This is a genomic window from Oceanobacillus timonensis (genome assembly GCF_900166635.1).
GTDB classification, from domain to species: domain Bacteria; phylum Bacillota; class Bacilli; order Bacillales; family Amphibacillaceae; genus Oceanobacillus; species Oceanobacillus timonensis.
Genome location: NZ_LT800497.1, coordinates 3,215,256 through 3,240,014, shown reverse-complemented (window position 1 = coordinate 3,240,014; position 24,759 = coordinate 3,215,256). Strand labels below are relative to the sequence as shown.

Sequence of the window (24,759 nt, the reverse complement as noted above, 5' to 3'; positions counted from 1 at the left end):
CTGTCTGATTTAACTTTTATTTGTTTAGCTGTTTCAATCGTATAGAATATCCTACTAGCGGAGGCGGACCGTTTTGACTCCTGAGGGATTAGCACCATCTGAAGATCCACTTTTGCCAAGTGTTCTTCTTGGCAAAAGTTAGCTGAAGAGCGTGCCCCTAGGAAAGCAAAACGGTCCGCCGCAGCGGTCGCCTTACATTTAACCTTCTAATCTTTGTCAACAGATGTATGAAAGAAACAAGCAACCCTTGTTCTTATAGAAAGGAAGTTCTTTTTAAAGGGCGAAAGTGGAGTTACAAATCTGCTGAAACGCATTTATTTTTCTTTATTCTATTGCAAAATAATTTTTAGCAAAAATAAGCTGAACTTTTGATAAAAATAATTACCTTTCACCCATCTCTGCTAATTTATATCCCCGGAACCGTTTCGTAAGCAATTTACCCAGCCGGAAAATAGCATCTTCATTGCCATTTCCGCTGATAATTTGAATCCCGATTGGCAAATGGTTTTCATCCTCTCCTACAGGTATGGTAAGAGAAGGGAGTCCCCATACATTGGCATAGGCAGTATAAGGCATGTATTGCAGATAGGTTTTACGGATAGAAAAAATTTCTTTGAAAACCTGGCCATGATTGGATGCAGTTTGATAATAAACAGGCAGAATCAGCAGCCGGTTAACTAAATAGGTTTTAAGCAGTTCATCACCTTGCTGCAGAATACCGGCAATTTCGCGGACTCTTTTTTGAGAAGGTTTAAACATTTTCGCCCCCATAATAGCCCAGGATAAATAAGGATGGACGTTAGTACGTTGGCTCAGTTTTTCTTTTAAGAAAGAGCGTACCAGCCCGGAGCGGTCATTATTAAAAGCTTCATCTTCTACCAGTTTGCTTCCGTTGATGGACATGATTTCCTGCCAGATTAATGCGCTGTCTCTAAAATATGGCGGCATAATTTGCTGGACACTGTAAATCCGCTCCAGGAAATTTTCCAAATCACCTAACAATTGCCCTGTTCTGGTAGAGAGCGGGTAGCCCGGGTTTATTGGTAATATCTCCATTTTAAATGCATGTAATGTTTGGGGCTCTATAGCTGCTGGAGCTAGGATGTCGTAAATCAGCTGCATATCTTCTATTGTTTTCCCCATTGGTCCGACCGCGAGCATTCGCTGTTGCAGTTCATGCTGCACTGCTGGAAAATGCCCTTCTGTGGAGACTGTGTTTTCCCCGGGTTTGAAACCAATAACGCCATTAAAATGAGATGGGAAACGAATGGAACCGCCAATATCAGAACCAATTCCGACAGGTGCACCGCCGGCAGCAAGCAAGGCACCTTCACCGCCGCTGGATCCGCCGGCTGTTTTCGTGATATCCCACGGGTTATTGGTTCTGCCATACAGTTTATTATCCGTTTCCTGGCAGAAACAAAGTGCAGGAGTGTTTGTTTTCCCGAGAATAATGGCCCCTTCCTGTTTTAAGCGGCGAACCACTTCGGCATCTTCTTGATAAATAAGGTCCTGCCGATGCTTTAAACCGCCGGTTGTTTTCATCCCTTTCACGTGGAAGCATTCTTTGATACTGATTGGCACACCATGTAATTTACCTGAAGACACATGATTTTGAAGCAACTTATCTGCTTCCTGTGCTTCTTGCAGCGCTTCGGAAAACCGGTCTTCTACAACAGCATTGATGGAAGGATTAACCGTTTTAATCTGTTCGATAAAAGCTGTTACAGCTTCCACGGAGGTTAATTGCTTCTTTTTAATTGCAGACGCAATACTCGTTGCATCCATTTTTAAAATATGTCTTTTTTCCATCCGCATTTATTCCCTTCATACTTATTAGATTTACTATATCATGTTTTTTGAAAAAGAAAGCACGATTCGCTTTGATAAGGAAAGTCCAGTGAAATAACGTTAAAAAATATGGTATGATAATAGTAGTAATTTGAATATCCTTTAGTATAGACGTTTTTGGGGGAATCATGATGTATTTTGTAGATCAGCAAAAAATAAGTCACACGCTTACATTTATGAATGATATTTTAAAAACCTTTAAAAGTTATTCATACAATAGCCAATTAGATTATTTTGCCTTGGAACGCATGGCTCATGTCTTTATAGAGGGCGTGCTGGATACCGGCAATATGATGATTGATGGTTTTATTATGAGAGATCCGGGAAGTTATGAGGATATCATCGATATTTTGGTGGATGAAAAAGTACTTCCTGCAGAGGAAGAAGATGTGTATAAAAACCTTATTCGTTGGCGTAAATCTTTCGTACATGATTATCAGAACATAGATCATCAGAAATTAGCACAGTTTATGCAAGAAAACATCGGTGTGCTCACCCATTTTTCGGAACGGATTCACACGTATTTACAGAATGAACTGGGTGTTGCAAATGCTTTTACTAATAAATAAAAAGCGCGTTTAAATGGGAGGTTAAGCGGATGGGGAAACGTGTCTCGACAAAAGATAAGATTATCCAATTGTTAAAAAAGCAAGGAGATTTAACAATGGACGCGATGATGGAGCACTTTACGATTTCGGAGACCGCTGTCCGGAAGCAGCTCCATACACTTGTACAAAAAGAATTTATTGAAGTGAAGCAGCATAAAAAAGAGATCGGCCGACCTTATCACACCTACCGTTTAACAGAAAAGAGCCAGGAAAGTTTTCCTGACCGCTATAAAGAACTCTCTTTAGATTTGCTTCATGATTTAGAAGAATTGCAGGGAAACCAGCTTATCAAAGACTTGCTTCAAAAGCAGTCCATGAAAGAAACAGAACAGGTAAGGAAGTATATAGAGCCCTTTTCCACGACAGAAGATAAAATTGCTGCGTTAAAAGATATGCAAAATCGGAGCGGTTATATGTTTCAAGTGGAGGATAAAGGAAAAGAAGGGGTTCAATTAAATAATTTCCATTGTCCTTTTTTAGCAGTGGCAAAGGATTATCCGGTCATGTGTCAGCATGAAAAAGAAATGTATGAAGCTTTATTTCCGGATCAAAAAGTAAAGACAAAATCGCTGCTGGTGGACGGGGAAAAATGTTGCCAGTGGTATATTACCGAGACGTCGGATAAGTAAATGCGTAACTGGTGTATGTTGAAATCATGCAGCGAGGTTGTTATCAAAATAGAGGTGTACGATTGTGAGAAAATATAAAGGATACTTGATTGATTTAGATGGAACGATGTACAGAGGGAATGAAGTTATTCCAGAAGCGGCTCCTTTTGTCAATCAATTAGCAGAAAGAAATATACCATATGTATTTGTTACGAATAATTCCACTAAAAGTACGCATGATGTAGCCGAAAAACTGAACCATTTGGGAATTCAGGCTAATCATAATCAAGTGGTTACAAGCAGCATGGCTACAGCGAACTATTTAAAAGATCAATTCATGGAAACATGCTATTGCATTGGCCAGAGTGGTCTGAAGAATGCGTTGGAAAAGCAAGGAATTCAGTTAGTGGATGATATCCATGCTGATGCTGTTGTCGTTGGTATGGACAAAGATATTACGTATGATAAACTTGCCAAAGCATGCATTGCTATTCGAAATGGGGCAGCCTTTATTTCCACCAATCGGGATCATGCCATTCCTACAGAAAATGGGATGGGACCGGGAAATGGGGCTTTTACAGCTTTGGTCCAGACAAGCACGCAACAGGACCCTATTTTTATCGGAAAACCGGATACCATCATTATGAAAGAGGCGCTGGAGGTACTTGGTTTACCGAAGGAAGAGGTTCTGATGGTAGGGGATAATTATCAAACGGATATCCAATCCGGGTTCAATGCACAAGTGGATACATTATTTGTCCATACTGGAGTTACTTCAAAAGCGGAGCTGGCAACCTTGGAAAAACAGCCGACGTATATTATTGAGAATTTATCAGAATGGACTTTTGAGTAATCAAAAGCATTCATCTCCTTGCAGGCAGTCATAGGGAGATGAATGCTTTTTTGTGTAGGCGGTTAAACCAGACACATCATATATACTAAAGGGGACACGAAGAAAGTATATTTTTTTTTCGTGTCCCCTTTATGCGCACCGGGTTTATCCATCGAGCTCTTCATGTTCATTTTCTGCATCCCCATGGGCCAGACGACTGGATGCTGCGGCTGCCACAGCACCAACAATATCATCTAAAAATGTATGAATTTCCCCGCTGCTTTTATCGTTTAATTTTTCTAAAATACCTGGTTTTTGTTTATCAATGTAACCAAAGTTTGTAAAGCCGATAGAACCATAGACATTGACAATAGATAAGGCAATGACTTCATCAATTCCGTATAATCCTTCATCAATTTCAATCGTTCCTTGCAAAGGTTCGCTTAATTGTTTTTTCTCAGCCAGCATGTCTAATTCAATACCTGTTATTACGGCGTTTTGTACTTCTCTTTTCGTTAATACACGATTGACGTTATAACGGCATGTATCCATCGATAACCCTTGATGATACTTCGATTGCAGATAATACACTAACTCTGCAATATCTTCTATTTTCACGCCGCGTTCTTTTAAAAGTTGTCTTGCTCTTACTTCAAGTTCTGTTTTGCTTGTATATTTTGTCATTTTAAAACACACCTTTTTTCGATTTAATAGGATTGTATAGCCCTTTCCTTCATATAGTTAATATATACGATAAGGGGGAGTTTGTTGATGCCTATGTCAGAAATGCTCCGCAGCCAATATGCCATCCAGGTGGAAGGGAAGCAATTCATCGAAGAGCGTGAAGCATATCAAAAAGAGCATTATCATTATTTTACCATTCCTGCGGGAAACAAGGAAATGATATTGATGGAACAGGCAACATTAGCTTATTTTCTAAGAGAAAACGGCATATATCATGTTGCTTATCCTATAAGGAATATAAATGGGGAGTGGTTTACTAATCATGGTAATGAGCTGTGGATGGTACTTGTATTAGAAGAAGATGTACAGATGTTTAGGAATGAAAGTCCGGGAAAGATGCTTGGAGATATTCACCGTATTGGAAGCGGATTTCAATATGAGCCGAAGACAATTTCGAGTTATGGTCTATGGAAAAAACTTTGGGAAGAAAAAATAACCTTTTTTGAAAACGAATTAACCAGGCAGGCAAAGGAAGAAACGTCAAGTAAGTATTTATCGGAAGTCATGGATGTTTTGCCGTATATTGTTGGAGTCAGCGAAAATGCGATTCAGTATTTGCGGGAAAGTGAAAAGGAGCAGCGTATTTTACAGACAGATCAGAGTACCATCAGTTTCTCCAGGTGGAGCAGTTCTGAAAAAAAGATTATTTGGACAGATGAACTGGTATATGATCATCCGACACGCGATATTGCGGAGTATATCCGGTATGCATACTTACAAAATAAATCAGATGCAGAAATAAATCAGTTTTTAAATGATTACCAGGACTACCAACCATTATCCGTATTTGCTTGGAGACTGATTTTTGCCAGGTTATCTTTCCCGATACATTTGTATGATTTTTTGGAGGGGGCTTTTCAATATCCGGATTTTCGGGCGCTGCAGCAATTATTAAACCATCAAGAAACATATGAACGAAGACTGGCACGTTTTTATGAAACTGTAGGTGTTGATGTTTCCGATTGGCGGATTCCTATGATAAGCTGGTTATGAGATAAATGGGAATAGAATAAAAAATAGAAATATTTATCTTGTCACAGGAAGGAGAATACCAGGATATGTCCAAGCCAAAAGTTTATATTACCCGTAAAATCGATGCCAAATATCTCGAACCTTATCAGGATCAGTTAGAGGTTCGTATGTGGGAAAAAGAGGAAGAACCAGTGCCAAAAGAAACGCTTTATCAAGAAGTTGCCGAGGCAGATGCTTTATTTTCCGTATTAAGTGATGCTATTGATGAGGATTTGCTGGCAAAAGCACCCCATTTAAAGGTGGTGGCAAATATGGCTGTCGGCTACGATAATATCGATCTCGAGGCATGTAAACAGCATGATGTTGTTGCAACAAACACGCCGGATGTTTTATCGGAAACAACGGCAGATTTAGGTTTTTCGCTGCTGATGGCTGCTGCCAGAAGGATAACAGAAGCGGCTGACTGGGTGAAGCAGGATAAATGGCAATCATGGGCGCCGTTTTTCTTTGCCGGTTCCGATATCTATGGCAAGACACTTGGAATTGTCGGCATGGGCAGAATCGGAGAAGGAATAGCAAAGCGAGCAACTGGTTTTGACATGAATATCCAGTACCATAACCGTTCTCGTAAAAAAGATGCCGAAGAACGACTTCAGGCAACATATGTCAGCTTGGATGAATTGCTAGAGACTTCTGATTTTGTTGTAACGGTTGTCCCACATACGGAGGAAACGGATAAAATGTTTAATCAGGCTGCTTTTGAAAAAATGAAATCAAGCGCTGTCTTTGTCAATATCTCGCGTGGAAAAGTAGTGGATGAAGAAGCGTTGGTCCATGCGCTCCAAGCGGGAGAAATCCAGGCTGCAGGGCTGGATGTCTTTGAGGAAGAGCCGATTGAGGCAGATCATCCATTAGTCGGTTTAAAAAATGCTGTGTGTCTTCCGCACATTGGATCAGCCAGTGTAGAAACAAGAACAAAAATGATTCAGCTGTGTATGGATAATATCGCGGCAGTTGTCAGCGGAAAGGAAGCAATAACACCGGTTTCCTAATTGAAGATAGCTTCTGAGGGAGATTTGATTTTCTCCCTTGGAGGTTGAAAAGGATAGTTGATAAATAAAAACGGAGAGTCTCTGTCAAACATCAGAACACACTCCGTTTTATATGAATAAATATTAAAATACCTGTTCGATTTCTGATACGCCAGGAACTTCCGCCATCAATGCGCGTTCAATTCCTGCTTTTAAGGTAATGGTTGAACTCGGGCAGTTGCCGCATGCTCCCATAAGGCGCAATAAAACAACACCGTCATCATCAACGTCAATTAACTCTACGTCTCCACCATCACGCAATAAAAATGGACGAAGCTTGCTTAATACTTCTTGTACTTGCTCTTGCATATTAACCTACTCCTTTCCCGCAATTTTATTATAACGCAGTTAAGCGTAAAAATCTAGTTGAAAATGATTTTCAATTAGTTGATTAATTTTATTTTATCTTTTTCTTCTTATTTTGTAAAATGATTTGTATAGCGGATGACAGCACCACGTAGAAAGGAAGTGTGTCAAATACCTGCCATAACATTAACGGTCTATGGAAGTGAACAAATTTGTGCGAGTTGTGTCGGAGCACCAGGCTCAAAAGATACCTATGAATGGCTCCAGGCAGCAATTGGCAGAAAGTATGTTACAGACGATGTTCAATATCGTTATATTGATATCAACCAACCGCAATCAGATTTTGAGGAACAGGCATATGTGGATAAAATAATAGAAGAGGATCTTTTTTATCCGGTTGTATGGATAAATGATACAATGGTTGCGGAAGGTATCCCGCGTTTGAAACCGATTTATCAAGCGTTGGAAGAACAGGGGTTACCCGTAAAAGAGGGCGAAGCAGAAGGAGAATAGCACATGAAAATACCTTTTACCAAAATGCATGGACTGGGAAATAATTATATCTATATCGATCTTTTCCATACCGAACTGCCAGAGGACAAATTATCTGAACTAGCTGTTAAGATGTCGAACCAGAATACCGGCATCGGTTCAGACGGGATGATTTTAATTCATCCGGCAGAAACAGCAGATGTTGGCATGCGTATTTTTAATAAGGACGGTTCTGAGGGAATGAATTGCGGAAACGGCCTGCGTTGCACGGCAAAATACGCTTATGAAACAGGCATTGTAAGAAAATCAGAATTTACAATCCAGACGAAAGCAAATATTGTGCAAGCTATTGTTAAAAAAAATAGGGAACAAGAAGTAGAAGAAGTAACCATTGATATGGGAGAACCTATTTTACAAAGAGAACAGATTCCGATGCTCGGTGAAGCAGGTACAACAGTTATTGACGAACCTTTCCCAGTGGCAGACACGACCTTACAAGTGACAGCTGTTTCCATGGGAAATCCGCATGTGATAACAGTGGTGGATGCGATTGATGAAGCGCCGCTGACAACACTTGGACCGATTATTGAAAAGGATGAACGCTTTCCTGAGGGCGTCAATACAGAGTTTATAGAAATTGTATCAGATGAGGAAATCCATTTTCGTGTCTGGGAGCGCGGATCAGGCGTTACCGAAGCCTGCGGAACAGGGGCATGTGCAGCGGTTGTCGCAGCAACGCTGAATGATAAAGTAACCAAAGGGAAAAAGATTGTTGTTCATTTAGCCGGCGGCGATTTACTAATTGAATGGAAAGAAGACGGACATATCTGGATGACCGGCGGCGCAGAAACAATTGCTTCAGGAATTTTTAATGCATAAAATGAATTACTTGATTCTGACAAGTACAGGTGTATACTGAAATTAGAGTATGTGTTCAAAGAGGGTGGATAAAAGAACTGGATATTTCTCAAAGAATTCTTTTATGTACATTTTGAACTTTTTATAGGATTTACAAAGAAAAGGAGGTTCAGAAGATGATTATTGAACTGACTGATCGTGCGAGTGCACAGATTAAAGAAATGATGAAGGATGAACCAGGAGAGGCATTGCTCCGTTTTGGTATAAAAGGCGGCGGATGCAGCGGTCTGTCTTATTCATTAGGTTTTGCCGATGAAGTGAATGAAGAATTGGATGTTGTTGAAACAATTAATGATATCCCAATTGTCTTTTTCAATCAGGATATCCCAATTATTGAAGGTACAAAGATTGATTATAAAGAAAATATGATGGGCGGCGGGTTCAGCATCGATAATCCGAACGCCATCGTATCCTGCGGCTGTGGTTCTTCCTTCCGTACGGCACAGAATGCTGGCGCACCGGGAGATTGTTAATAAGTACCATCTATTCTTTGTGTAAGCATGAAAAGAAAATAAATCGTAACAAATGTAGAAACAAAAAATCAAGGTTGTAAATGATAAGCCTTCCCAAGCAGTTTATGTTGATAATATAAATTTTTGGGAAGGCTTTTTTTCTTTAGAACTGCTTGGTTTGTACACAGGGGATGAATGTGAATAAGAACATAATCTGGTTTTTATTTGAGTATGTTATAATAATGGTAAAGGATGATGATAAGTGTCAGAAGGTATAGCATATCAGAACAAGGATATTTTGTTTAAATATTTAAGTGATTTGTATCAAAATTCGACACTGGACGTTTTAGGAGTTAAAAATTTACCAAGAATCAAAAGATTATTGCCAAACGAATTTCCGGAGGTTACAGCGAACGAAAAGCGTTCTGATACGGTTTTTCAATTGGAAGATGATTCTGTATTGATGTTAGAGTATGAAAGTGATAATAATTATATGGAAAATCATCTAAAGTATATACGGTATGTGCACAGAATCTCTCAAAGATATTTTCAAAAAGAAAAGCAGGTAAAAAGGATACGGATTGTTGTCGTATATACGAGTGAAGTTACCAATACAAAAAATGAATTAAGTGTAGGGGATTTAAAAATCCATTCCAATCCCGTTTTATTATACCAATTTAATGGAGATGAAACATTAGAAAGCATAAAGAATAAAATAAGGAATGAGCAGCAATTAACACAAGAAGATTTATTCAAGCTCAGCATCCTTCCATTGATGAAAAGTGAAAGAAGTCGTGATGATGTCATCCATGATTCTATTGAGACAGCTAAAGAAATAGAAGATGATAACCAGCAGGTACAAGCTATAGCAGGAATTCTGACATCTACGGATAAGTTTATTGATGAAGAATATGCTAAACAAGTAAAGGAGTGGTTAAAAATGACAAAAGTAGGCAGAGCCTTTGAGGAAGAGAAAAAAGAAGCAGTGGAAAAAGCGGTAGAAAAAGCGGTAGAAAAAGCGCAACAGAGTGCTCAACAAAAAGAAAGAATTAAAATTGCCAAAGACCTATTAGATGTTCTTTCTCCGGAACTTATAGCTAAAAAAACAGGCTTAGATGTGGAAGAGATTAAGAAATTGAAACATGAAAATAAATGAAGGGTGAATCTGGGTGAATCTGGGTGACTTTTCTATGCGGAATATGCTAAGCAAGTAAAGGAGCTGTTAGTAATGACAAAAGTAGGCAGAGCCTTTGAGGAAGAGAAAAAAGAAGCAGTGGAAAGTGCCCAGCAAAAAGAAAGAATTAAAATTGCCAAAGACCTATTAGACGTTCTTTCTCCGGAACTTATAGCTAAAAAAACAGGCTTAGATGTGGAAGAGATTAAGAAATTGAAACATGAAAATGAATGAAGAGCGAAATTGCGTGACTTTTTCTGTGCGGATAGATAAAAAGCTGGAAGCTCTCTCTTTTACCTGAGAGCTTCCAGTTGCAGAGAGCAGGTTTTGGCCTCTGCAGTTCCTGCTTGTTTGGAAAGTGGTATTTAGGTATAATTCAAATAATAGCTTGCATTATTCAATGGATATGTAATGAGCATTTAAAAAAGTTCACGAAAAAAGATTGGCAAAGACATATTGCCAATCTTTTGTTAAAGTCTTCTTAAAACATCGCAGTGGAATGCTTCGGCTGTATTCTTGCTTTTGGATCCATGTAATTTTTCGCATTATTAATCGCTGTCGGTCCTTCGCCAAATCCTGTTGCAATCAGCTTCACCTTTCCATCATACGTACAAACATCTCCTGCTGCGTATATCCCTGGAATATTGGTCTCCATTTTTGAGTTAACAACGATACTATTTTTTTCAATTTCCAATCCCCAGTCTTTAATTGGGCCGAGACTGGATATAAACCCATAGCTGCAAATGACGTCATCCACTTCTAATTCAATCAGTTCATCTTCTTTTATTTTCTGCAGGATGAGCTTTTCAATCTTGGCGTCTGCGACAACAGCTGTAGGAGCATAAGGGGTCAATCTTTCTACTGTAGATGCTTCCAATTGTTCTACACTATGTTCATGGGCACGGAATTGATCGCGCCGATGAATCAATGACACTTTCGAAGCAACTTGCTCTAGCATCAATGCCCAGTCGACAGCTGAATCTCCTCCGCCTAAAATGGCAACATGCTTATTCTTATATTTGCTCATATCCGTCACATAATAATGTAAGTTGGTTCCCTCGAATGCTTCACTATCACCCACATTCAATCTTCTCGGCTGAAATGCGCCATTACCGGCAGTGATAATGATTGTTTTTGTCAAATGTTCTTCTCCGGTATTGGACACGAGGCGGAAACTATCATCTTCCAAGCGTTCCACTGTTTCAATAGCCTGTCCAAGCACAATTTCAGGGTCAAACAAATTTGCCTGTTCTTCCAACTGATCGATAAGCTCCTGTGCACGCACTTTAGGAAATCCTGCAACATCATATATATATTTCTCTGGGTATAATGCCGTTAATTGCCCTCCAATATGAGGCAGGCTTTCAATTATCTTAACACTGGCTTGACGCATGCCGCCGTAAAAGGCTGTGAATAAGCCAGTAGGTCCAGCTCCAATGATGGTTACATCAAAAACTTTCTCCATATAATACCTCTTTTCTGTCTAAACGTTTACCATTCCTATCGTATCATAAACTCGTTTTGGTTTGAATTATATCGTTTTAGAAGGATAGGTAAGGATACGTATTTTTATATTCTTTCCATCATTATAGATAAAGGAATGATTGCTGAACATTTTACCATGCACCACAAAAACTGGTTCTGTCTGATCGAATTTTTATTTGTTCAGCTATTACAACCGCATAGAATATCCTACTAGCGGAGGTGGGCCGTTTTGACTCCTGAGGGATCAGCACCATCTGAAGATCCACTTTTGCGAAGCGCTTTTCTTGGCAAAAGTTAGCTGAAGAGCGTGCCCCTAGGCAGACTAAAGTCGCAACGTCCTGGGGTTGCGCTTACTCACCCCACCGAAAATATTTGTACGTCGGAAAGCAAAACAGTCCGCCGTAGCGGTTGCCTTACACTTTACCTCTAAACTTTATCAATAGATGTATGGAAGAAACGGTCAACTCCTGTTTCGATGGAAAGGAAGTTACTTTTTAAAGGGCAAAAGTTGAGATAATGACTTTTAAACTTGCTATTTTGGGCGGCAGCATTTAAGATAGGTTAGTATTATTACAGTTTGATTACAAAATGAAGTTATTTATATGACAAAATTCGTTTGTTTCGTATATTGATAATAATGAATAGGAGTCGTGGAAAACCATGAATAAACCGCATATTGTAATATTAGGAGCGGGTTATGGAGGTATAATGACAGCAGTAAAACTTCAGAAGCAGCTGCGGCAGAATGAAGCGGAGATTACGTTAGTTCATAAATATGATTATCATTTCCAAGCAAGCTGTCTGCACGAAAATGCTGCCGGTACGCTGCATCAGGATCGCTCCAAAATAAAAATCAAAGATATCATTAATCGTTCAAAAATAAATTTTATAATAGATGACGTTGTTTCAATCAAAAAAGATGCTAAAAAGGTCCGATTAAAAAATAGAGACCTGCACTATGATTTGCTTGTTATCGGTCTTGGTTTTGAGCCGAGGGCTGAGGGAATTCCGGGGCTGTATGAGCATGCTTATTCTATTACAGATATTAATAGTGCCCGTTTTGTCCGTGAACATATAGAGTACAATTTTGCCAGCTATGTAAATGCTGATAAGAAGGATGACAGCAAATTAAATATCGTAATTAGCGGCGGAGGCATTCTTGGAGTAGAGTTTGCAGGAGAATTGATTCATCAAATACCAGAGATATGCAGGGAATTTGATATTGAAAAAACGCAGGTTCATGTGTATATGCTTGCGGAAAATAAGTCTCTATTGCCGGGATTCGATGAGGAATTAGAGCATTATGCAGCTACTTCTTTACAATCTAGGGGAGTAGAAATTATCCATTTAGATCAGTTGAAAGCATACCAGGATAATAGAGTCATTTATGAAGCAGGTGGAATTGAGCGCAAAATCGCTACGCATACATTCATTTGGACGGGAGGCGTACAGGTGAATCCGGTATTTGAAAAAGCAGGACTGGCTTTGAAAAATAAAAAAATAGAAGTGCATTCCAATATGCTTTCTACAATAGATGATTCCATATTTGTCGTAGGGGAGTGTGCTTATGTCACAGATGAAAATGGAGAAGAAATTTCTCCGACAGCTAAAAAAGCAATCGAAGAGGCAGCTGTTGTTGCGAAAAATATCGCTTCAAGACTGAGAAATAAAGAACTTACATCCTGCCGCCCTGTTAAACAAGGCACATTTGCAACGTTAGGAAGAGATGACGGCGTCGCAACCATACAGAATCGAAGGATATTTGGCTGGAAAGCGGTGTTAGTAAAACGAATATATGATAACCATTATTTATACCAGTTAGGTGGATGGCAGTTATTGCTGAAGAAGGGACATTTCCATTTATTATAGAAGTGTCTACAAAGATAATATAAACACAAACAATATGCTGTTGATTCAAATATTTTCAAAAATAAATTGACAAAAAAGCAAAGGTTAGCAAATGCTACTTTGCTTTTTTACGATTTTAAGATAAAATGACCTTTGTATGCATCCTTAGTAGGGACGGAGGGAAGAGAATGGTTCAACTGGTTGTGTCTGTGGTATTATATTTTGTTATCTTTTTTGGTGTTGCTTTTATATTAAATATGTTATTAAGAAAAACATGGTTGATGGCGTGCCTTTATCCAATTGTTATGGTTTTTATAATAGATAATGTTTCTTTTTTCAGTTATTTCACAACTCCGGGGGAATCTTTTTCAGCACTTGGAGATCGTATTGTCGGTTTAACTGTTGCTGATATTGTGATTTTATTAGCCGGTATTATCGGAACAATTGTATCCGGTTTTGTGATCCGGTTTTTACGAAAAAGCGGTTATCAGATGTTTTAAAATGTTGGCTTTTCATCAAAAGCGATGGGTGACCAGTTATATTTTAAAAGAGCGACCGCTCCGGAAAAACACGACGCTTTCTCATGGGAGCCTTCGTGTTTCTGGATATTGAGACCATATTCAGTCAGTTATTTCAACTATTGATTTGGTGTAGACTCAAGAAGTTATTACATAAAAAGAAGACCAGTGCTTAAACTCCAAGCATTGGTCTTCTTTATGGATTAATAAGAAAAGAGCGGTGCAAGAGAGAAAGCAATGATAATCCCTGTGATTGCACCGAAAAATACTTCTATCGGCTGATGACCCAGTAATTCTTTCAGTTCCTGCTTTTTTTCATTTTCTTTCTTTTTGCTCCAGTCTTTCGCGCTGCTTGTGATTAATTGGAAATCACGGACGAGCTGATTAATAACAATAGCTTGTTCCCCCGCCTGTCTGCGAACTCCCGAAGCATCAAACATGGTAATGACACTGAATATACAAGCAAGTGCAAATACACTGGATGATACACCTTCTGCTATACCGACAGCAGTAGCCAAGGAGGTAACTGCTGCGGAATGGCTGCTGGGCATTCCTCCTGTACTGAAGGCAAGTCCAGGCTGAAATTCTTTGGTGAAAATCAGTTTAATCGGTATCTTTATAACTTGTGCAAACACGATGGCAGCGAGTGCAGCCCATAATGGAAAATTCGTTAATAAGGTCATGGATGAGGGTACTTCCTTCCTGAGTAACGCATCAATTTTCTGTTATTTTACCATAGTCTGTAATGTATGAAAAGAAAGCTTATCCCAGCAGTTATTGACCGTAAGATATCCTGCCGGTAGTTATTTAATAATCGTATCCAGAGCGATTTCCATCATTTCGTGGAATGTCGTCTGCCGTTCTTCCGCTGTGGTTTCTTCTCCGGTAATAAGGTGGTCAGATACTGTGAGAACGGATAATGCCTGCCGACCGTATTTTGCAGCTAATGTATATAATGCAGTGGACTCCATTTCAATGGCAAGAACTTGATATTTAGCAAGCAATTCATTTACTTCCTGTGCATTATCGCGATAAAATGTATCACTTGTAAACACATTTCCGACACGTAACTGTAGTCCTTTTTCGGTCCCAGCTTCGTAGGCATTCTTTAATAATTCAAAGTCAGAAATAGGGGAATAATCAATTCCATTAAAGACGAGCTGGTTCATTTGAGAATCTGTTGTCGCCGCTTGTGCCAGGATGACATCACGGACGTTGACATCTTTTTGGATTGCTCCACATGTACCGACACGGATAAGTTTTTTGACGTCATAACTCTGAATCAGTTCATTGACATAGATGGAAATTGAAGGTACTCCCATGCCGGTTCCTTGTACAGAGACACGCTCTCCTTTGTAAGTTCCTGTATAGCCATACATTCCTCTGACTTCATTATAAAGTTTTGGATCCTCCAAATAATTTTCAGCGATATATTTTGCTCGTAACGGGTCTCCGGGTAATAGAATTTTATCTGCTATTTCTCCTTGCTTTGCGCCAATATGTACACTCATCTCGCATACCTCCATTATTGATTTTATCTTTAAGATAAAGGTATCATAAAGATTTTGGAAAAACAAATGAATCCATTTTCATAAAAAAAGTGTATTATTATTTCATATTTCTTGTTTTTTGTATATAATAGGACGTAGGTTTATGTGAAATAATTAATAAGTACATAAACAATAGAGATTTTCAAAAATGGAAAGGATGTTGTATATAATGAAAGCACAAACATTTAAAATTACTGCAGAAACTGGAGTACATGCACGTCCAGCTACATTGCTGGTAAATAAAGCCGGTCAATTTGATTCTGAAATTGAAGTAAGTTACAAAGGCAAAAACGTTAACCTTAAATCAATTATGGGCGTTATGTCTTTAGGAATTCCAAAAGGTGCTGAAATTGAAGTAAGCGCAAATGGAAACGACGAAGAGGAAGCACTGCAAGGAGTTGCAGACGTTATCAAAGAACATTTGGGTGAATAAGCTTGGGTTATTTATAAAAGCGTCCTGTTTCCAGGACGCTTTTATAAATAAATGGTTTTCTGAAATTGTCTTCAGAAAGGTGTGAATGTTTTTTATGATGCCATTCCTTTATTTTCCGGAAGATAAAATGGAATATATTCCTGCTGTGATAACATTAATTATTTTTATCGTATTGGCTGTTTTCGTCATGCGGTGGATGATGAAAAAATCAAAGAAAGATCAAGAACGTTTTGAGCAGGAATACCATGATGTTTTAGAGCAGAAAAAGAAAAATAATCATGTAACAAATACCTCCTCCAATCAATAAAATTTGGGGGAGGTATTTTTATGTTTAAAAATGGGTTCTTTGCTAAAACTATAGAAAAAAGCAAAGGAGCTTATCGATGCGAAGATGGAATAAAAGGTTCTTCATCCTATCATTATTGATACTGGTTCTTTTATCAGGATGTCTGCTGCCGCATGAAAACTCGGAAACAGTGGAGATGTACAATACAGATGGCGATCGGGTAGGGACAGCCAGATTGAATGAAACAGATGGTGGTGTAGCTGTCAATGTTGAAGTGGAAGGGCTGAGTCCCGGTTTCCATGCGATACATGTTCATGAATATGGAAAATGTGAAGAGCCTGACTTCTCTTCCAGCGGGAATCATTTTAATCCGGATGGGAAAAACCATGGCCTTTTACGGACGGATGGACCACATATCGGTGACCTTCCCAATATAGAAGCGAATGGAGATGGATTTGTTCAAGAGGAACTAATGATTGAAGAGGCGACGTTGAAGCAAGGGAAAAATAGTTTAATTGCCGATAATGGAACCTCTTTAATTATTCATGATGGCGTAGATGACGGAATGAGTCAGCCAGCTGGTGATTCTGGAGAACGGATTGTTTGTGGAGTTATCAGTAAAAGTTCCCAGAGCGGGGAAGAGGAGGATGCCCCGACGGATCCGACAGAAAATAATGATAAAGAGGAAACGGAAGAAAATGGATAGAAATAGCTGGTGATTTTACCGATTAACGGAAAAGATTGCTATTTACGTTCACATCATACAAAACAGCATCCCATTACGTATGGCAGGATGCTGTTTTACATGTCTCTTATTAATTTTTTGATTCTCTCCATGCTTCAACTGCATGAATGATTCGCTTGACGCCTTCTTCGATCGTTGCCCGCGGACAAGCAACATTAATTCGCATAAATGCGTCTCCTTCTTCGCCGTAATCCTGCCCGGAATTTAAGCCGACGCGTCCTTGGTCAATCATAAATCTGTGTAATTCTTTTTTATCCATCTGCAATGCAGAGCAATCGACCCAGACAAGGTACGTTCCTTCTGAATTTGTTACTTTCAGTTCCGGTGCATAAGTAGCGAACATTTCCTTAATATACGCGATATGACCTTCCACCACATCTAATAGCTCATTTAACCAAGGTTCCCCGTGACGGTAGGCAGCTTCCATTGCAGGAACAGCCATCCCGTTTAAGTTATTATTTAAACCTTGGCGGCGAAAAGCTTTTTCTAATTCTTGTTTATTTTCTTTATTTGGTGTTATAGCGTAGGATGCCTGTAAACCAGCTAAATTAAATGTTTTAGATGGCGCCATGCATGTAATGGTTTTATCAGCGATTTCTTCTGATAAGCTGGCGATTGGCAGGTGTTTATGGTCTTTAAAGACTAAATCAGCATGAATTTCATCTGAGAAAATCATTGCATCATATTGTAAACACAGTTCTGCCATTTTACGTAATTCTTCTTCTGTCCAGACGCGTCCTACCGGATTATGCGGAGAGCATAAAATAAATGCTTTGACACCACTAGCTAATTTCTTTTCCATATCCTCAAAATCAATGGTGTAATAATTATCTTGATGAATTAACGGATTTTTAACAACTTCGCGCTCCAGCACGTTGATAATATTATAAAAAGGAGTATAAACAGGTGTTTGAATCATTACTTTATCACCTGGTTCTGTAAATGCCTGTAACGCCATATGTAGCGTATTAATCACGCCTGGGCTATAATTCAGCCAATCAGCTTGAATATGCCAGCCATGGCGGTTTTTAACCCAATCTGTAATCGAGGATGTTACATCTTCATCAATGACGGTATATCCATAAATGCCGTGCTCAGCACGATTGATTAATGCCTGGTTCACTGCTTCGGGAGCTTTAAAATCCATATCAGCTACCCACATTGGCAGGACATCTTCGGATTGGAATTTCATTTGCAGCATGTCCCACTTCATCGATTTGGTTTGTTTGCGGTCAGGTACTTCTTCAAAAATACTCATTCTTTCCTTTGCCTCCTTACATCGTTTCATTTTTCTATTATAACAAATATTTTTTAGAAAGATAGAAAGGGAACTTAAAACTTATATAAAGGTTTCCCTATTTTGGACAAAAAAAAGCAAAGCGTAAATACGCTCTGCCTACAGGGGGAATACGAGAAAGCCTTACAATTATAGTTATACCCGCTGTAAAAAAGAATAAACCGGAAATTTAAAAAAGTTTTTAGAATGTCTCCATTTATATATATAGCTTCATGTGAAAAAGCTTCTTTTTATAGAAGGCGCCCTCTATAAAAAGAAGCTTTTTCACAGATTTCCTTTATAATCTTTTTTCAAGTTCTTCTTTTTCAGCTTCAAAACCAGGTTTGCCTAATAATGCAAACATATTTTTCTTATATGCTTCTACGCCGGGTTGATCAAATGGATTAACGCCGAGCAAATAGCCGCTGACAGCACAAGCTTTTTCAAAGAAGTATACTAAATAGCCGAATGTATAAGCGTCCAGCTTTGGAACTTCGAGGACCAAGTTTGGAACGTCTCCATCTGTATGTGCTAATAATGTCCCCTGGAATGCTTTATCATTAATTTCATGGATGGTTTTGCCGGCAAGGTAGTTTAAACCGTCTAAATCATTTTCTTCTTCTTCCACGGATACGTCTTTCTTCGCTTCGTTTACATGAAGGATGGTTTCGAAAATATTTCTTCTTCCTTCCTGGATATATTGTCCAAGCGAATGTAAATCCGTTGTGAAGTTTGCAGATGACGGATAAATACCTTTTTGGTCTTTTCCTTCACTTTCGCCAAACAGCTGTTTCCACCATTCAGAGAAATATTGAAGGGACGGTTCATAATTAATAAGCAATTCCGTTACTTTTCCTTTTTGATACAGAACGTTCCGTACAGTTGCGTATTGATAAGCCGGATTTCTGTTTAAATCAGGTACAGCCAGGTCTTCCATCGCTGCCTGCGCACCTTTCATGATAGCATCAATATCGATATTGCTTGCTGCAATCGGGAGTAAACCTACTGCAGTTAAGACAGAATAACGGCCACCGACATCATCAGGAATAACAAATGTTTCGTAACCAGCTTCGTCAGCAGTTGTTTTTAAAGCCCCGCGCTGCCGGTCTGTTGTTGCGTAGATACGTTTTTTCGCTTCTTCTTCTCCGTATTTTTCTTCCAACAGCTTTTTAAAGAAACGGAAAGCAATGGCAGGTTCTGTAGTTGTCCCGCTTTTGGAAATAACATTAATCGAGAAATCTTTATCTTTTAGTATGTCGGTTAATTCACTCATATAAGTAGAACTTAAATGATTGCCGGCAAAAATAATTTGAGGCGCTTTTCTTTCTTCTGAAGAAAGAAGGTTTTGAAAGGAGTGGTTTAGCATTTCTACCGCTGCTTTCGCTCCAAGGTAAGAACCGCCAATACCAATAACAAGGAGAATGTCGGAATCATTTTTAATTTTTTCTGCACTTTTTTTAATACGTGCATATTCTTCCTGGTCATAATTCTTCGGAAGGTCCACCCAACCTAAAAAGTCGTTGCCTGCACCAATTTTTTCATGAATCATCTGATGAGCACGTAAAACAAATGGAGACAAGTTTTTCATTTCATCTTTATTAAAAAATGAAAGTGCTTTATCATATTTAAAAGTTACATGTGTCATTTATATTTCCTCCTCTAAGATTGCTTCCATATCTGTTTCTACTTTAAGCCATTAATATGATGAAATCAAGGAGGAAGACCTGAAGCACATCATGAACAGAGGCACTTAAATGTGGTATAACTAACGTTACATTGTGATGAAATAAAGTGAATATGTTGGACGGAAAAGCGGAAAAGGTACATTAAAAAACATCCAAGTACACATTTGGAATGTGGTACTTGGATGTCTGTTTACTTACTTATTTTTTGTTTGGTCAATCCAGTCTTGCAGTTTGTCTTTAAGAATATTAAAACCGCCAGTATCATTAGTGGAATCATTTCCTTTAGCGACATATTCTTGTTTTGCTGTTTCTTCCGGCGCTTCTTCTGTCGCGCGGATAGATAGAGAAATTTTTCCTTTTTCTTCATCAATCTGGATGACTTTTACATTTACTGTGTCACCAACACTTAAATAATCGTTAATATCTTTTACATAACCGTGGGTGATTTCAGAAATATGAACTAACCCTTGCGTATCTCCATCAATTGCAACAAAGGCACCATAAGGCTGGATACCAGTTACTTTTCCTTCTATTACTTGGCCGTTTTCTACGTTTGCAGTCATATGAAACATCTCCTATATCTTTTTCAATTCTGTTATGAGTTATCCAAAGCGGATGGAAAAAGAAAAGGCAGCTTTTGGGAGCTCTTTACTAACCTCAGCAAGAAGCCAGTAAATTCATTAAAAATCTTTTTCTGCATCTTTTGAACATGTGCTTTTTTCACAATACACTATTTTACCATAAATAGCAGACAATAGCTACTCTAATCCTTTAAACCTGGCAGCTTATCGATTCACCATACAGATAACGATATCTTTTTCTTCTAGGACACATGTTATTTTAGGATGCAGCATATAGTCTTTCCCGCGAAGAATACCAATCACCATATATCCTTTTTCCAAAAAAGGGGTAACAGCCTCTACATAAGTTTTCCCAATTAGTGAATCAGGAAGGGGCTGATGGATAAATTTTTGTTGTGTCAAAAGATGATAAATATCTTCAAACGGGGTTGCTTGCACTTCCGGATCGAGTTCATGAAAAAACAGACTGCTCATAAAATCATTGGAGCGAATAATCGTAGTAGCTCCGGCACGGGCAGCATTATCGATTTGCTTTTCAGATAAAATCTCGGAAACAACAGGGACGTCCGGGTTATTGCCACGGATAGCGATGGTAGTCAGAATAGCCTGCGTGTCTGATTCATAATCTGTTTTTTGATTATCCGCTGCAACAAATACGCAAGCTGCATCCTCTATCTTCGCCATATGTAAAATGTCATCCTCTGTTGCATTTCCTTTGATGTAATGCACGGGTAATTTTGTATAGGATAAGTTATCTAAACTGCGGTCGATAATAACGATTTTTTTATTGGAATAATGACGAATGATTAAGTCAACAAGCCGGCGGGTCCGTTCATTAAAACCGACAAATATATAATGATTTTCCCCGTGAAAAGCCAGTTTTCCTTCCTGTGATTGCTTTTCCCGTTTACTGACAGTCGTAGATAAGGAGGCAATATAAAATGCGATTAACCCGCCGCCGCTCAGAATTAAAAAGGCAGCAAGCAGCTTCCCCAGTATTGTTCCAGGGATATAGTCTCCGTAACCGACAGTTGCTCCGGTGATAAGCGCCCACCACGCACCTTCAAAAACGGTAGGAAAACGTTCGGGTTCCATTACATGGATAAGGTACCCGAAAATTGGTATGGTAATCAGGACAAGCAAAAGGAGTTTTAAAATATTAGGAACACGGTGATAAAGCAGTTTAAGAAAACGATCATTCATCGGGAAACCCTCCAATTTATCTTGATTAGGCGATAGGACTCCCAACCTCAAGGCAAGCTGACGTCACAACGTTCTGGGACTAGGGGCTGGGGCTACGCTTACTCGCCCCGCTGAAAACATTTGCACGTCGGAATGTGCAGGGTGAACCCAATGAGTAGGAGGGAGGTGAATCGCCTTTTTGTATTTACGTGAGAAATCCACACTTTAAATTTCTTTAGAAATGAAGTGGCGGGAGTATTCATATAGGTTAGTATGACTGATAAGAGAGGGACTTATTCGTGGCTGGGAGATGTTTTCAGGAGATTGACGGGGTGGAGAGATAACTTACATGAAAAACACTGATTCATATAGTTGAATCAGTGTTAAAAATCAGATTGCCTGTAATGTTTTTTTGATACTCTCATAAACAATCGACCAATTATCTGGATTGTCACGATACGATTTGGAAATAAAGCGATGCATCTGCTTTTGCTTTTCTCCGAAGTCTTCGGCGTCTTTTGACGGCAATTGCGCCCGGGATTCATCTATATAGGATTGGATTTTTTCTGCTCTCGGCCCCCATTTTCCAACTTCATTTCCATCTGTATCAATAAAGATGATGATAGGAATGGATCTGGCTGTACCATTGGTAAGATATTGGTCCATTAATTCGAGGTTATTATCCCGAAGCAATGCTTTAACAGGCATATTGACAGCCTCTGATATTTTGAGAAGAACTGGCATGTTCAACATGGCATCTCCGCACCAGTCTTCTGTAAGAATTATGGCTCTTAAATTCTTATTTCTTGTCTCCTTAAAAAAATCTTCATCTGCAGGTAATGAAAAGTTATCATAAATGTATAATAAATCCTCTTTATTTACTTTCATCGCTTCAATATATTCATCTGGATCAAGTCCTTTTTCATACCACGCGTTTAATGCCATTTGTATCCCTCATTTCAATTATTTGATATAGTAAGTGTACCCCTTTCTGTGAATTTGGTAAACAAAAGATGCACATGATATATAGGTAAAAGGGGGAAGTAACTAGGAGGTTAAATAATATGACGGACACACAATATGATGTATTAATGGATCTGCTTCATACCCCTTCTCCATCAAGTATGGAAATGGCGATTCAAAAGAAATGGATAAATTATATTCAGGAGTATGCGGATGAAATCAGAACAGATCACGTTGGCAATGCGATAGCTGTATTAAATCCGGACGCTCCGTTTAAAGTCCTTTTAGCAGGCCACTGTGATGAAATTGGCCTAGTGATTCAGCGTATCGATGAACGCGGCTTTATATTTTTTGAAAAAATGGGCGGTATCAATCCGAAAGCAGCTATTGGTATGCGAGTGACCGTGCTGGGATATAAGGAAACAATTACAGGTGTTATTGGTGTCAATGCACAACATCAAGGTGGCATAAAAGGAGACTTTGATGTGCAGGACTTGTATATGGACTGTGGTTTCCAATCAAAGCAAGAAGCACTTAACAAGGTACAGGTTGGTGACCTTTGCGTGTTTAAAACAGAACCGGAAATCTTACAGGATCGATATATTTCAGCAAGAGGATTAGATAACCGTACCGGCGCTTTTATGGTTGCGGAAGTGATTCGCAAGCTTTCGGAAAAGAATATTCCAATCGGCGTTTACGGTGCGAGCACGGTGAATGAAGAAACCAATATGGGCGGCGCCTATTTTGCAGCTGCTGGGATAGAGCCGGACTTTGCTATCGGTATTGATGTCACCTTTGCCACCGATTACCCAAATGTAGATACGAAAAAGCTGGTAGAGGTCCATTTAGAAGGCGGGCCTGTTTTAGCCAAAGGGGCACCCATTCATCGCAAAGTGAATCAGTGGCTGGAAGAAGCAGCCGAAGAAAAATCCATCCCTTTACAATATGAATTGACACCTGCAGCGACAAGAACAGATGCAGATAAAATGCGTTATACTGGGAAAGGCGTCCCGGTAGCGCTGGTATCTTTACCGTTACGATACATGCATTCACCTGTAGAAACAGTAAGTAAGAAAGATATGGAACAGGAAATTGAACTACTGGTTACGATGCTTGCGAAGCTGACTGGGGAAGAGAACCTGGATCCATTACGAGATGATGGATAATGGAAAAATAAAGTATATTGAATTCAACATTTTTCGCTTGCCAAATAAATTTAATGTGGTATACTATGATTAAATTTAATATTCGATTCCAATCTTCGGGGCAGGGTGCAATTCCCGACCGGCGGATATAGTCCGCGAGCTGCATTTTTTGCAGTTGATCTGGTGAAATTCCAGAACCGACAGTAACAGTCTGGATGGGAGAAGATGTCGAGCTTGTTTTATTTAACAATGCGTATGTATATTAGCGTATTTATTTAGCGATGACTCCAAACCCTAAAGCCTCAAGAGCTTTAGGGTTTTTTAGCGGCAATAGAAAAATTTTTCTGCTTCTATGAATTGCTTGGGTGATAAAAAAGTATCGAACCTTCATCACGAGTTGGAATCGAAAAAATGATGGAGGAGGAAAGCTGATGCAAAAAAAGAAGAAAAATCAGCTGTTAAAGTTAATTATTATCGCATTATTAAGTACGGTTTCGCTTGTTTTATTTTTTATTAATTTTCCATTACCCTTTTTACCAACACCGTATTTAAAAGTGGATTTCAGTGATGTTCCCGCGTTAATCGCGTCATTGATATTCTCGCCAATTGCCGGAGTGCTGGTAGTCGGATTTAAAAATTTGTTATATCTGGCTATATCCGGGTCTGGTGAACCAATTGGGGTTTTATCCAATTTTGTGGCAGGACTTATACTTGTTTTACCGGTTTCTCTTATTTATCATCGTATAAAAGGGCTAAAAGGTCTTATTACGGGACTTGCGACAGGTACAGTGATTATGGCTGTCGGGATGAGTGTGCTCAATTATTACTTTATTTTACCGGCATACGGCTGGTTTATGGGCTGGGAAATGTCAGACCAAGTGAAGTGGATTACCGTTGTAGGCGGCGTATTGCCATTTAATATGATTAAAGGAATTATTATCGCGATCTTGTTTATCCCGCTATTTAAAAAAATGCAAAGCTGGATTCAGCAACAGCGAACCAGATTTATATAGG

At 39.0% G+C, this 24,759-nt stretch carries 28 protein-coding genes and 1 riboswitch; of the genes, 17 read left to right on the top strand and 11 right to left on the bottom strand.

What is annotated here, in order from left to right; genetic code table 11:
* Positions 1 to 381 precede the first annotated feature (381 nt).
* Positions 382 to 1,812 carry an amidase gene (locus B7E05_RS15835; protein ID WP_080876336.1) on the bottom strand — a complete coding sequence of 477 codons (1,431 nt, stop codon included), beginning with the start codon at positions 1,810 to 1,812 and terminating at the stop codon, positions 382 to 384.
* A gap of 170 nt (positions 1,813 to 1,982) precedes the next feature.
* On the opposite strand from B7E05_RS15835, the gene B7E05_RS15830 reads away from it, so the two are divergent.
* From B7E05_RS15830 to B7E05_RS15820, 3 genes are all read left to right on the top strand, one after another.
* Positions 1,983 to 2,420 carry a DUF86 domain-containing protein gene (locus tag B7E05_RS15830; protein ID WP_080875116.1) on the top strand — a complete coding sequence of 146 codons (438 nt, stop codon included), beginning with the start codon at positions 1,983 to 1,985 and terminating at the stop codon, positions 2,418 to 2,420.
* 29 nt (positions 2,421 to 2,449) lie between these two features.
* The gene (locus B7E05_RS15825; RefSeq protein WP_080875115.1) at positions 2,450 to 3,088 is read left to right on the top strand and encodes a helix-turn-helix transcriptional regulator; all 639 of its coding nucleotides are present in this window, start codon (positions 2,450 to 2,452) and stop codon (positions 3,086 to 3,088) included.
* A 64-nt stretch (positions 3,089 to 3,152) separates the two neighbouring features.
* Positions 3,153 to 3,920: a TIGR01457 family HAD-type hydrolase gene (locus tag B7E05_RS15820; protein WP_080875114.1), complete on the top strand. Its 768-nt coding sequence runs from the start codon at positions 3,153 to 3,155 to the stop codon at positions 3,918 to 3,920.
* A 144-nt stretch (positions 3,921 to 4,064) separates the two neighbouring features.
* Here the strand turns inward: B7E05_RS15820 and B7E05_RS15815 are convergent, their stop codons facing one another.
* Positions 4,065 to 4,583, bottom strand: coding sequence for a phosphatidylglycerophosphatase A family protein (locus tag B7E05_RS15815; protein ID WP_080875113.1), 519 nt, complete (start codon positions 4,581 to 4,583; stop codon positions 4,065 to 4,067).
* 87 nt (positions 4,584 to 4,670) lie between these two features.
* Between B7E05_RS15815 and B7E05_RS15810 the strand changes: the two genes are divergently transcribed.
* Both B7E05_RS15810 and B7E05_RS15805 read left to right on the top strand, forming a co-directional pair.
* Positions 4,671 to 5,636 (top strand): hypothetical protein, encoded by a 966-nt coding sequence (locus B7E05_RS15810; RefSeq protein WP_080875112.1) that lies wholly within the window; start codon positions 4,671 to 4,673, stop codon positions 5,634 to 5,636.
* 65 nt (positions 5,637 to 5,701) lie between these two features.
* Complete coding sequence (locus B7E05_RS15805) at positions 5,702 to 6,667, top strand: 2-hydroxyacid dehydrogenase (protein ID WP_080875111.1); 966 nt, start codon at positions 5,702 to 5,704, stop codon at positions 6,665 to 6,667.
* Positions 6,668 to 6,790: 123 nt separating this feature from the next.
* On the opposite strand, the gene B7E05_RS15800 is transcribed toward B7E05_RS15805, so the two are convergent.
* Positions 6,791 to 7,015 (bottom strand): NifU family protein, encoded by a 225-nt coding sequence (locus B7E05_RS15800; protein ID WP_080875110.1) that lies wholly within the window; start codon positions 7,013 to 7,015, stop codon positions 6,791 to 6,793.
* A 135-nt stretch (positions 7,016 to 7,150) separates the two neighbouring features.
* On the opposite strand from B7E05_RS15800, the gene B7E05_RS15795 reads away from it, so the two are divergent.
* From B7E05_RS15795 to B7E05_RS15775, 5 genes are all read left to right on the top strand, one after another.
* The gene (locus B7E05_RS15795; protein WP_080875109.1) at positions 7,151 to 7,525 is read left to right on the top strand and encodes a YuzD family protein; all 375 of its coding nucleotides are present in this window, start codon (positions 7,151 to 7,153) and stop codon (positions 7,523 to 7,525) included.
* 3 nt (positions 7,526 to 7,528) lie between these two features.
* The gene (gene dapF / locus B7E05_RS15790; protein WP_080875108.1) at positions 7,529 to 8,383 is read left to right on the top strand and encodes a diaminopimelate epimerase; all 855 of its coding nucleotides are present in this window, start codon (positions 7,529 to 7,531) and stop codon (positions 8,381 to 8,383) included.
* 155 nt (positions 8,384 to 8,538) lie between these two features.
* Positions 8,539 to 8,895, top strand: a complete 357-nt coding sequence (locus B7E05_RS15785) for a HesB/IscA family protein (RefSeq protein ID WP_080875107.1) — start codon at positions 8,539 to 8,541, stop codon at positions 8,893 to 8,895.
* 241 nt (positions 8,896 to 9,136) lie between these two features.
* On the top strand, positions 9,137 to 10,030 hold the full coding sequence (locus tag B7E05_RS15780) for an RpnC/YadD family protein (protein WP_080875106.1): 894 nt from the start codon (positions 9,137 to 9,139) through the stop codon (positions 10,028 to 10,030).
* Positions 10,031 to 10,102: 72 nt separating this feature from the next.
* Positions 10,103 to 10,282, top strand: a complete 180-nt coding sequence (locus B7E05_RS15775) for a hypothetical protein (protein WP_080875105.1) — start codon at positions 10,103 to 10,105, stop codon at positions 10,280 to 10,282.
* 247 nt (positions 10,283 to 10,529) lie between these two features.
* Here B7E05_RS15775 and B7E05_RS15770 read toward each other — a convergent pair whose 3' ends face one another.
* The gene (locus B7E05_RS15770; RefSeq protein ID WP_080875104.1) at positions 10,530 to 11,513 is read right to left on the bottom strand and encodes an NAD(P)/FAD-dependent oxidoreductase; all 984 of its coding nucleotides are present in this window, start codon (positions 11,511 to 11,513) and stop codon (positions 10,530 to 10,532) included.
* 680 nt (positions 11,514 to 12,193) lie between these two features.
* Here B7E05_RS15770 and B7E05_RS15765 point away from each other — a divergent pair.
* Both B7E05_RS15765 and B7E05_RS15760 read left to right on the top strand, forming a co-directional pair.
* Positions 12,194 to 13,402: an NAD(P)/FAD-dependent oxidoreductase gene (locus B7E05_RS15765; protein WP_080875103.1), complete on the top strand. Its 1,209-nt coding sequence runs from the start codon at positions 12,194 to 12,196 to the stop codon at positions 13,400 to 13,402.
* Between the two features lie 167 nt (positions 13,403 to 13,569).
* Entirely contained in the window at positions 13,570 to 13,881 is a 312-nt protein-coding gene (locus B7E05_RS15760; protein WP_080875102.1) for a YuiB family protein, read from the top strand.
* A gap of 221 nt (positions 13,882 to 14,102) precedes the next feature.
* On the opposite strand, the gene B7E05_RS15755 is transcribed toward B7E05_RS15760, so the two are convergent.
* Entirely contained in the window at positions 14,103 to 14,582 is a 480-nt protein-coding gene (locus B7E05_RS15755) for a divergent PAP2 family protein (RefSeq protein WP_080875101.1), read from the bottom strand.
* A gap of 120 nt (positions 14,583 to 14,702) precedes the next feature.
* Positions 14,703 to 15,410 carry a purine-nucleoside phosphorylase gene (gene deoD / locus B7E05_RS15750; protein WP_080875100.1) on the bottom strand — a complete coding sequence of 236 codons (708 nt, stop codon included), beginning with the start codon at positions 15,408 to 15,410 and terminating at the stop codon, positions 14,703 to 14,705.
* A gap of 208 nt (positions 15,411 to 15,618) precedes the next feature.
* Here deoD and B7E05_RS15745 point away from each other — a divergent pair, with 208 nt between their 5' ends.
* The 3 genes from B7E05_RS15745 (at position 15,619) to B7E05_RS15735 (ending at position 16,874) form a co-directional block, all read left to right on the top strand.
* The gene (locus B7E05_RS15745) at positions 15,619 to 15,882 is read left to right on the top strand and encodes a phosphocarrier protein HPr (RefSeq protein WP_080875099.1); all 264 of its coding nucleotides are present in this window, start codon (positions 15,619 to 15,621) and stop codon (positions 15,880 to 15,882) included.
* Positions 15,883 to 15,967: 85 nt separating this feature from the next.
* Positions 15,968 to 16,189, top strand: a complete 222-nt coding sequence (locus B7E05_RS15740; RefSeq protein ID WP_342745003.1) for a hypothetical protein — start codon at positions 15,968 to 15,970, stop codon at positions 16,187 to 16,189.
* A 76-nt stretch (positions 16,190 to 16,265) separates the two neighbouring features.
* Positions 16,266 to 16,874 (top strand): superoxide dismutase family protein, encoded by a 609-nt coding sequence (locus tag B7E05_RS15735; RefSeq protein WP_245833117.1) that lies wholly within the window; start codon positions 16,266 to 16,268, stop codon positions 16,872 to 16,874.
* 109 nt (positions 16,875 to 16,983) lie between these two features.
* Here the strand turns inward: B7E05_RS15735 and B7E05_RS15730 are convergent, their stop codons facing one another.
* The 5 genes from B7E05_RS15730 to B7E05_RS15710 form a co-directional block, all read right to left on the bottom strand.
* The gene (locus B7E05_RS15730) at positions 16,984 to 18,171 is read right to left on the bottom strand and encodes a MalY/PatB family protein (protein ID WP_080875098.1); all 1,188 of its coding nucleotides are present in this window, start codon (positions 18,169 to 18,171) and stop codon (positions 16,984 to 16,986) included.
* A 316-nt stretch (positions 18,172 to 18,487) separates the two neighbouring features.
* Positions 18,488 to 19,834 carry a glucose-6-phosphate isomerase gene (locus tag B7E05_RS15725; RefSeq protein ID WP_080875097.1) on the bottom strand — a complete coding sequence of 449 codons (1,347 nt, stop codon included), beginning with the start codon at positions 19,832 to 19,834 and terminating at the stop codon, positions 18,488 to 18,490.
* 234 nt (positions 19,835 to 20,068) lie between these two features.
* Entirely contained in the window at positions 20,069 to 20,437 is a 369-nt protein-coding gene (gene yugI, locus B7E05_RS15720) for a S1 domain-containing post-transcriptional regulator GSP13 (RefSeq protein WP_080875096.1), read from the bottom strand.
* A gap of 222 nt (positions 20,438 to 20,659) precedes the next feature.
* Complete coding sequence (locus B7E05_RS15715; protein ID WP_080875095.1) at positions 20,660 to 21,658, bottom strand: potassium channel family protein; 999 nt, start codon at positions 21,656 to 21,658, stop codon at positions 20,660 to 20,662.
* A gap of 369 nt (positions 21,659 to 22,027) precedes the next feature.
* A complete protein-coding gene (locus tag B7E05_RS15710) occupies positions 22,028 to 22,582 on the bottom strand; it encodes a thioredoxin family protein (protein WP_080875094.1) in 555 nt (184 codons plus the stop codon).
* A gap of 119 nt (positions 22,583 to 22,701) precedes the next feature.
* On the opposite strand from B7E05_RS15710, the gene B7E05_RS15705 reads away from it, so the two are divergent.
* Positions 22,702 to 23,766 (top strand): M20/M25/M40 family metallo-hydrolase, encoded by a 1,065-nt coding sequence (locus B7E05_RS15705; RefSeq protein ID WP_080875093.1) that lies wholly within the window; start codon positions 22,702 to 22,704, stop codon positions 23,764 to 23,766.
* 87 nt (positions 23,767 to 23,853) lie between these two features.
* Positions 23,854 to 23,976, top strand: a riboswitch (FMN riboswitch).
* Positions 23,977 to 24,176: 200 nt separating this feature from the next.
* Positions 24,177 to 24,758, top strand: a complete 582-nt coding sequence (locus tag B7E05_RS15700) for an ECF transporter S component (protein ID WP_080875092.1) — start codon at positions 24,177 to 24,179, stop codon at positions 24,756 to 24,758.
* Position 24,759: the final 1 nt, after the last annotated feature.